We start from the raw sequence: 6,882 nt of genomic DNA, 5'->3' as shown, positions 1-6,882 counted from the left end.
GGCCGGCGGCGGCGCCCGCCGGCCCCCGGGGGATCTATCTGGACGGCGGTTACGGCGTCGGCAAGACCCACCTGCTGGCCTCCCTGTGGCACGCCACCCCGGCCCCGCCCGAGCTGAAGGCCTTCGGCACGTTCGTGGAGCTGACCAACCTGGTCGGCGCGCTGGGCTTCCAGCAGACCGTACGGACGCTCGGCGGCCACCGGCTGCTGTGCATCGACGAATTCGAGCTGGACGACCCGGGCGACACCGTTCTCGTGTCGACGCTCCTCGGCAAGCTCGTCGAGGCGGGCGTCGCGCTGGCGGCGACCTCCAACACGCTGCCGGGAAAGCTCGGCGAGGGCCGGTTCGCCTCCGCCGACTTCCTCCGCGAGATCCAGGGGCTCGGCGCGCACTTCCGTCCGCTGCGCATCGACGGCGACGACTACCGCCACCGCGGCCTGCCCGAGGCCCCGCCGCCGTTCTCCGAGGAGCAGGTCACCAGGGCGGCGCACGCCACGCCGGGCGCGAGCCTGGACGCGTTCCCCGCCCTGCTCGGCCATCTCGCCAAGGTCCATCCGAGCCGGTACGGGGCGCTGACCGAGGGGCTGCGGGTCGCCTGCCTCACCGGCGTCGGACCGGTGCCGGACCAGTCGACCGCGCTGCGGCTCGTCGTACTCGCCGACCGGCTGTACGACCGCGAGGTGCCCGTGCTCGCTTCCGGTCTGCCCTTCGACCGGCTGTTCAGTGAAGAGATGCTGAACGGTGGCTACCGAAAGAAGTACTTCCGGGCGATCTCCCGGCTGACGGCACTGGCCAGGGACGCGAAAGAGCTGGTCGCTCAGTAGGTTCGGTCCGGAAACAAGTAAGTTCGTCGCCGTAACGACCTACGTCCGGCGGTCTCCGCGCGCCGGACGACCGATTCAGAAGGGTTCCACCATGGCTACCACGCGCCAGGCACGCACTGTCTGGGAGGGCAACCTCGCCCAGGGCAAGGGTCTCATCACCTTCGACTCCTCCGGCATCGCCGAGCAGCCGGTCACCTGGGCCTCCCGCGCGGAGGAGGCGAACGGCAAGACCAGCCCCGAGGAGCTGATCGCCGCCGCCCACTCGAGCTGCTTCTCGATGGCGCTCTCGAACGGTCTGACCAAGGCCGGCACCCCGCCGACCAAGCTGACCACGCAGGCCGATGTCACCCTGGTGCCCGGCACCGGCATCACCGGCGTCCACATCACGGTCCAGGGTGAGGTCGACGGTCTGGACGAGGCCGACTTCGTCAAGGCCGCCGAGGACGCGAAGGCCAACTGCCCGGTCAGCCAGGCGCTGTCGGGTACGAGCATCACGCTCAGCGCTTCGCTCGCCTGACCACGACGACCTGACCGCGCGGCCTGACGTCTGCCACGCGGAACTGAGGGCGAGCACGGATGTGCTCGCCCTCAGTGCTGCCCGCCTCCGCGCCTCTCGCCCCCCGTCAGACCGACCGGGGGCCGCTCCGGGGCGGCTGCCTTCGGCGAACGGTGGCGGTGGCGGTCACTTTCCGCCGTGCGTGGACGGCACGACCTTGACGGTCTTCGAGGTCGTGATCGGTGCGAGCGAGCTGTCGCCGGTGTAGGCGCGCATCGAGTCGTTCGTCACCGACACGGTCACCGAGCCGCGGCGCAGCGCGGTCAGCGTCCGGGTCGCCGGGTCGAGGATCGCGACCTTGCCCTGGTGGCGGGCCAGGTCGAGGGCCGCCTTCCCGCTGCCGATCGCCAGGGTGGACGAGCCGCTCCAGTCGACCGACATCGGGTACTGGAGCGGCACCACGCGGGTGCCGGTCGTGACGCCCGCCGGCTGCACGATGCTGCCCGAGAGCTGCGCCGTCCTGTTCACCTGGAGCGAGGCCGGGGTGTTGAGCGTGACGGACTGCGCGAAGGCGCGTACGTCGGCGTCGAGCCACTGCTGGTCCGCGTTACGCCGCGAGTCGACGGACCAGTCGACCCACCCGGTGAATCCGCCGCGGTCCGGCGTGCCGTACGGGTCCTTGCCCGAGGACGGCAGCACCATGTACGGCACGCCCTCGACGCGGTGGACATTGGCGATCTGGGCGTGGGAGCCGACCATCGCCGCGCCCTTGCCCGTGGAGTCACGGAAGCCCGTGAGCATGTTCTCGATGAGCGAGACCTCGTCGCGGTCGCCGAGCTGGCTGGACTTCGCCTCGCCGGGGTCGTCCACCGGGTGGTGGGCGAACACCATGACGTTGTGCACCGACGGGTCCTTCTTGGCGTCGGCGAGCGCCTTCTGCATCATCGGGAGCTGGTCCCACGCCGTCCCGTGGAGCGACCCGAGGGAGCTGGCGAGCAGGATGAACCGGGTGCCCTTGTGGTCGAACGTCCGATACGGCCGGCCGAACTCCTTGGTGAAGTTGGTCAGGTCGGACTGGACGTTGTTGAGACCGTACGACTCGTGGTTGCCCGGCACGTAGTAGCACGGGATCGAGCCGGCCCTCGGGTTCGGCGTGCTGTCCTCCGACGGCTCCTGGCCGACCGGGATGAGGTCGCACCCGGCGTCGGTGAGCACCTGGCGGGCCAGCGCGAGGTCCTGCGGCAGGCCGCGGTCGGTGATGTCACCGTTGAGCACGATCAGGTCGGGCTTGGTCTTGCGGATCCGCTCGATGGCGGCCGTGGCGACCTGGGACAGCGCCGGGTTGTCGGCCGTGAACTGGACGTCCGACAGCGTGGCGAACTGCCAGGTGCTCGGGCCCTGGAGCCCCGAGCCGTCGTCGGAGACGAGCGGGTCGGGCCGGGGGGCGGCCAGGGCGGGCAGGTCGACCGGCGTCGGGACGTCGGCCTCGATGCGGTCCAGGACGAAGGTGCCCGCCTTCTGCTGGGCGACGTTGGTGTTGATGCCCTGGAAGCCGGAGACCGCGATCGGGAACGCCGTGTTCGCCGGCAGCGTGAACGTGGCGTTCTGCCAGTCGTCGCTCGCGGTCAGGGCGGTGCCGTAGACGCCGTTGCTCTTGCCGGTCGCGTCGTTGTAGCTCAGGTAGGTCAGACCGCTCGGCACGTCGATGCTCGACTTGAGCCGTACACGCAGGCGCAGCGGCTGGCCCTCCACCTGGACGCGCTGGGCCGCCGTCGCCGCCGTGATGCCCACGTTGCGCATCGCGTCGAAGTCGATCCGCAGGCCGTCGGGGTCCGCGGAGAACGTGGTGGCCGCTGTGCTGTTGTTGTGCCAGTGGGCGAGTACGTCGTCGTCGAAGTCGTAGACCGTCTTGGTCTGGACGCCGATGGTGATCGGGAGCTGGACCGACTTGCCGCCGGCCTTGACCGTGAGAAGCGTGCTCGCGTCGGCGAGCGGGGTGATCTTCAGCTTGCCGTCCACGGGCCGGATGTCGACGACCTTGTGGTCGTAGTCGAGCGAGAGGTCCTGCGGGTCGATCGGGGCCGTGTAGCCCTGGTCGTCGCGGCCGGTCACGGAGAGGGTGGCCGCGTCGCCGGGTGTCGCGTCGGCGATGGACAGGAGCTGGGACGACAGCTCGACGCTGTCGACCGGGTCGAGGACGGTGACCTTCTCGTGCGCCTCCTCCCGGCCCACCTGCGCGTCGACCGTGACCGTGCCGTACGACGTGCCCTTGGCGGGGGCCTTGGCCGGGACGTTCGTCGGGGCCTTGAGCGTGCCGCCCTTGACGGACGCTCCGTGCGCGGACCACCGCGTGGACTTCGGGTCGACCTTCACCGGCGTCCGGTGGTTGTCGACGCCCTCGGCGACGAGCACGCGGTGCAGCCCCGGGAAGACCTTCGCGCCGCCGTCGGCCGACGCCTCACCCGGCGCGGGCTTGACGATGAGCTGGTGGAGCTTGCCGTCGCCCTTCGCGACGAACACCCCCACGCCGTTCGGGTCGTTGCGCTCCTGGCCGTCGGACGGGACGTTACGGACGGTCGCCTGGTCCTCGCCGAGCGCGCGGGCGACCATCGTGGTCGAGCCGCCGCCGTCGAGGTTGACTGCGGTCTGCACGCCCATCGCGGCGAGGTCACCCGCCTCCTTGTCGATCCCGACACCGCCCTTGCCGGTGCCGCCGGGGCCGTCCCAGGTGGCGAGTACGAGCGTCTTGCCGCCGTCCTTGAAGCCGAGCGAGGTGCGCGGGGCGATGGAGGTGTCGAGGCCCTTGACGACCTGTCCGCCGGAGACGATGGTGCCGCCGTGGCCGAGCGCGAACTTCATCGTCTTGGCCGCGTTGTCGGCGAGCGCGTAGCTGAGCTTCGCCGGGTCGCCGGGCCGCAGCGCGCGGATCGCGGTCGCCGCGGCGCCGCGCCCGACGAGCACGAAGCTGTCCGCCGGGATCGCCCCCGAACCGGCGGGGCCGTTCGGCGTGACCGACACGACCGAGCCGTTCTTGACCAGGACCTCGGCTATCTGGTCGTCGGCCACACCCGTCAGGCCGCGGTTACGGCTGTAGTCGCCCCACGCGGACGTGAACGCGATCAGGCCGTCGGCGGGGACCCCGGCGCCGTTCGCCGCGTTGAGCGACAGGACGGCGTGGTCGGCGCCGGCGAAGTTCGCGGTCGTGTTGACCGTGAGGTCGACGAGCTGGGCTATGCCGTCGTCGCTGACGCCGACGTGCTCGCGGCCTCCGATGTCGGCGCTCTTGACGAGCTTCCCGTCCTGGACCTCGCCGCCGAGCGCCGCGTTGGAGCTGCCGATGTCGAAGAACTCGCCGTTGACACCGGCGACCGCGCCTGCCTTGTTCGCGGCGGTGCTGAGCGGTCCGCCGGAGGCGACAGATCCCGAGGTCAGCAGGTCCGTGCTCACCGCGCGGTTGGACAGGTCCACGGTCAGGAACTGGGCGTCGTACCAGCCCTTCTGGTCGAGCGCCTTCACATGCTGGAGGCTGATCCCGGGACCGGTCTTCTCGACGGTGTTGATCAAGGGGATTCCGCCGGTGACCGGCGGCTGACTGTTGTCCGCGTACGCGGCGGCAGGCGCGGCCGCCAGCGCGATCGCCGCGGCGAGCACCACCAGCAGCGGTCTCGCACGCCGATGGTTCAAGACCATCAATTTCATTGGAACCTCAGGCTGAGAGAGGGTACGGAGGTAACTTCCTCCGTTACGCCCGGATCGATCACGGGCACCAAATGATCAAAAAGATCAACTAAAAAGGGCAGATGACGCCATCACCGGCATGTGATGAACCCTGGTGGAAGAGACGGGGGTTGCGCCGCCGTAACCACGCCCCGACCACCCCTCGCCCCGCCTCGCTCGCTCGACTCGCCGGTGAGGCGAGCGCGGGTTCTCGACCTGCCGCGTGATCAGGTGGCGTTCGGGTACGTCGCGTTACCGGCAGCGGGCCGACCCGCCCGATGGGACCGGCGCCCCACACCCGGGCGGGCCCGCCGCGAGGGTGCTCCGGCGGCGGCCTCCCGCGCGCGCCCCGTTCACGCGCCGGTGCGCACGTGCTACACACAGGCGGGTCACGTCTCCTGTCCGCCAACAGGAAGTTGCCTCATGTCCGCGACACGACGTCAGATCCTCGCCCGCACCGGAGCGACAGCAGCGACAGTCGCCTTCACCGGTGCCGTCTCCGAACTCTTCACCGGCACCGCCCGGGCCGCTGGGCCCGACGGTGCGGGACCCGCCAAGGGCTACGGCCCGCTCGTGCCCGACCCCGACGGTCTGCTCGACCTGCCGAAGGGCTTCCGCTACAAGGTCCTCTCCAGACTGGGCGACGACTTACGCTCCGGCGAGGGACCCGTCCCCAGCAACCCCGACGGCATGGCCGCCTTCGCCGGGCACCGGGGGCGCCTGCATCTCGTACGCAACCACGAGAACCGCCACGACGGCGCGGTCCCCGTCACCACCGTCCCCGGCCTGACCTACGACCCGGCGGGCAAGGGCGGCTGTACGGCGCTCGAACTCGACGGCCGCAGCCATGTCCTCGGCGAGCGCGTCGCCATCGCCGGTACGGCCGTCAACTGCGCGGGCGGCCCCACCCCTTGGGGTACCTGGCTGACCTGCGAGGAGACCGAGGACAAGGCCGGCACCAACGGCTACACCAAGGACCACGGCTTCATCTTCGAGGTCGACGGGGCCGACCCGCGCCGCACCGGCGCCGTACCCCTGACCGCCATGGGCCGCTTCCAGCACGAGGCGATCGCGGTCGATCCGGACAGCGGCATCGTCTACGAGACGGAGGACGCGTTCGACAAGCCGTTCGGCCTCTTCTACCGCTTCCTGCCGCACCGGCCGCGCGGCGGCACGGGATCGCTGCGCGCCGGCGGGACCCTGGAGGCGATGCGGGTCCCCGGGGTGCCGGACCTCTCGGCCGTCCAGGAGACGGGGACGCGCTTCGAGCGCGTCGAGTGGGTCCCCGTACCGGACCCGTCGGCGAAGGAGACCGCCGTACGCCACCAGGACTTCGGCCCGAAGGGCATCACCCACGCCCAGAAGCTGGAGGGCTGCTACTGGGGCGGCTCGGCGGTCTACTTCGTCTCCAGCTTCGCGCACAGCGCTGAGGGCTCGGCGGCCGACCACTTCGGGCAGGTGTGGAGGTACGAGCCGCACAAGCGCCGGCTCACACTCGTGATCGTCTTCGGCCCCGGCACGGACGTCGCCCTGCCCGGCGAGTCCCCCGACAACATCTGCCTCGCGCCCGGCGGCGGCCTGATGGTGTGCGAGGACGGCGGCGGCGCGCAGCACGTCTTCGGCGTGACCCGGCACGGCGAGGTCTACGCGATGGCGCGCGGCGCGCAGAACATCGGCAGCGCCGAGGAGCCGGCCTGGGGTGAGTTCGCCGGGGTCACCTTCGCCCCGGACGGCGGGACGATGTACATGAACTGCTACACCCCGGGGACGACCTTCGCGGTCACCGGACCCTGGGGATAGCGCACGGAGTCCCGCTCCCGGCGGCCCGTCGGCGGGCCGCCGGGA

Annotated in this window: 4 protein-coding genes; 3 read left to right on the top strand and 1 reads right to left on the bottom strand. The window is 71.0% G+C overall.

Annotated elements, in window-relative coordinates; all coding sequences use genetic code 11:
• Positions 1 to 824: cell division protein ZapE (gene zapE, locus QR77_RS33140; protein ID WP_063798109.1), on the top strand; the 824-nt coding region annotated here is incomplete at its 5' end.
• 91 nt (positions 825 to 915) lie between these two features.
• Positions 916 to 1,341, top strand: coding sequence for an OsmC family protein (locus QR77_RS33135; protein ID WP_040025730.1), 426 nt, complete (start codon positions 916 to 918; stop codon positions 1,339 to 1,341).
• A gap of 165 nt (positions 1,342 to 1,506) precedes the next feature.
• Here the strand turns inward: QR77_RS33135 and QR77_RS33130 are convergent, their stop codons facing one another.
• A complete protein-coding gene (locus QR77_RS33130; RefSeq protein ID WP_052489236.1) occupies positions 1,507 to 5,010 on the bottom strand; it encodes a phosphodiester glycosidase family protein in 3,504 nt (1,167 codons plus the stop codon).
• Positions 5,011 to 5,460: 450 nt separating this feature from the next.
• Between QR77_RS33130 and QR77_RS33125 the strand changes: the two genes are divergently transcribed.
• Positions 5,461 to 6,837 carry an alkaline phosphatase PhoX gene (locus QR77_RS33125; protein WP_040025729.1) on the top strand — a complete coding sequence of 459 codons (1,377 nt, stop codon included), beginning with the start codon at positions 5,461 to 5,463 and terminating at the stop codon, positions 6,835 to 6,837.
• Positions 6,838 to 6,882 lie beyond the last annotated feature (45 nt).

Source organism: Streptomyces sp. 150FB, from assembly GCF_000818195.1.
GTDB lineage: Bacteria > Actinomycetota > Actinomycetes > Streptomycetales > Streptomycetaceae > Streptomyces.
The sequence above is the reverse complement of the archived record's forward strand: the minus strand, read 5'-3'. Positions and strand labels throughout refer to the sequence as shown.

Bases quoted from the DNA above. Each gene is read 5' to 3' on its own strand.
- QR77_RS33135 (WP_040025730.1), top strand. From the start codon at position 916: ATGGCTACCACGCGCCAGGCACGCACTGTCTGGGAGGGCAACCTCGCC.
- QR77_RS33125 (WP_040025729.1), top strand. From the start codon at position 5,461: ATGTCCGCGACACGACGTCAGATCCTCGCCCGCACCGGAGCGACAGCA.
- QR77_RS33130 (WP_052489236.1), bottom strand. From the start codon at position 5,010: ATGGTCTTGAACCATCGGCGTGCGAGACCGCTGCTGGTGGTGCTCGCC.